This window comes from Psychrobacter sp. 1U2 (genome assembly GCF_051847575.1).
This window is the reverse complement of record NZ_JBPYDC010000712.1, coordinates 1-883: the sequence shown is the minus strand read 5'-3', so window position 1 is coordinate 883 and position 883 is coordinate 1. Positions and strand designations below refer to the sequence as shown.

Genomic DNA, 883 nt, shown 5'->3' with positions numbered 1-883 from the left:
ACGCAGAAGGAATCGGTCTAGCCGCGTCACAAGTTGATCAGCATGTTCAACTGATCGTTATGGATTTGTCTGAAAACAAAGACTCACCTATGGTGTTTATCAATCCAAAAGTAACACCGCTAGTAGAAGAAAAACAACCATATGAAGAAGGGTGTCTTTCTGTGCCTGATGTCTATGATAAGGTTGAACGTCCCAATAAAGTACGTATCGAGGCAATAGATGAAAATGGTCAAGTCATTGATAAAGAAGTAGAAGGGTTGTTGGCTGTCTGTATTCAGCACGAGATGGATCATTTAAATGGAGTCATCTTTGTCGATTATTTATCAAGATTAAAGCAGACTCGCGCACGTGACAAAGTCCGTAAAGTACTTAAAGTACGTGAGAAACAGGGCGAGAGACAAGTGAGTAAAGAGACGCAGACAACTAATGCTTAACTTATGACGCTTAGTTTATTGTTTTCTTTGTTATTTGATTCTTTCTAAAGGCTGTTTTCAAAAGCTATCTTTGTTCCTAGAGATTAGCTCTATTTATTGTCTCGTTATTCTATTTGCCTTAAAGGCTTCTTCTCATGACCATGATCAAAATTGACCAATATTTTGACCCTACTGGCTGGAAAAAATTTACTAAAGCTGCTGAAGGTCGTGAGACGCCTTTGCTTGTGGTTGATTTGAGTCGGATTAAAACTAAATATGCTGAAATGGCAGATTTGTTCCCGACTGCTAAGATTCATTATGCAATGAAAGCCAGTCCTGCTGTGGAAGTGATCAACTTGCTGGCTGATCTTGGCTCAAACTTCGACTGTGCTTCTATCTATGAGCTTGATCGCGTTCTTGACTGCGGTGTCGATGCGTCCCGTATCTCTTATGGTAATACAATTAAAAAA

General features: G+C 39.5%; 1 protein-coding gene and 1 pseudogene. Both read left to right on the top strand.

What is annotated here, in order from left to right:
* Positions 1 to 434: peptide deformylase (gene def, locus ACS8FD_RS18260; RefSeq protein WP_439276892.1), on the top strand; the 434-nt coding region annotated here is incomplete at its 5' end.
* A gap of 140 nt (positions 435 to 574) precedes the next feature.
* Positions 575 to 883: pseudogene (locus ACS8FD_RS18255) on the top strand (type III PLP-dependent enzyme); the annotation flags it as partial.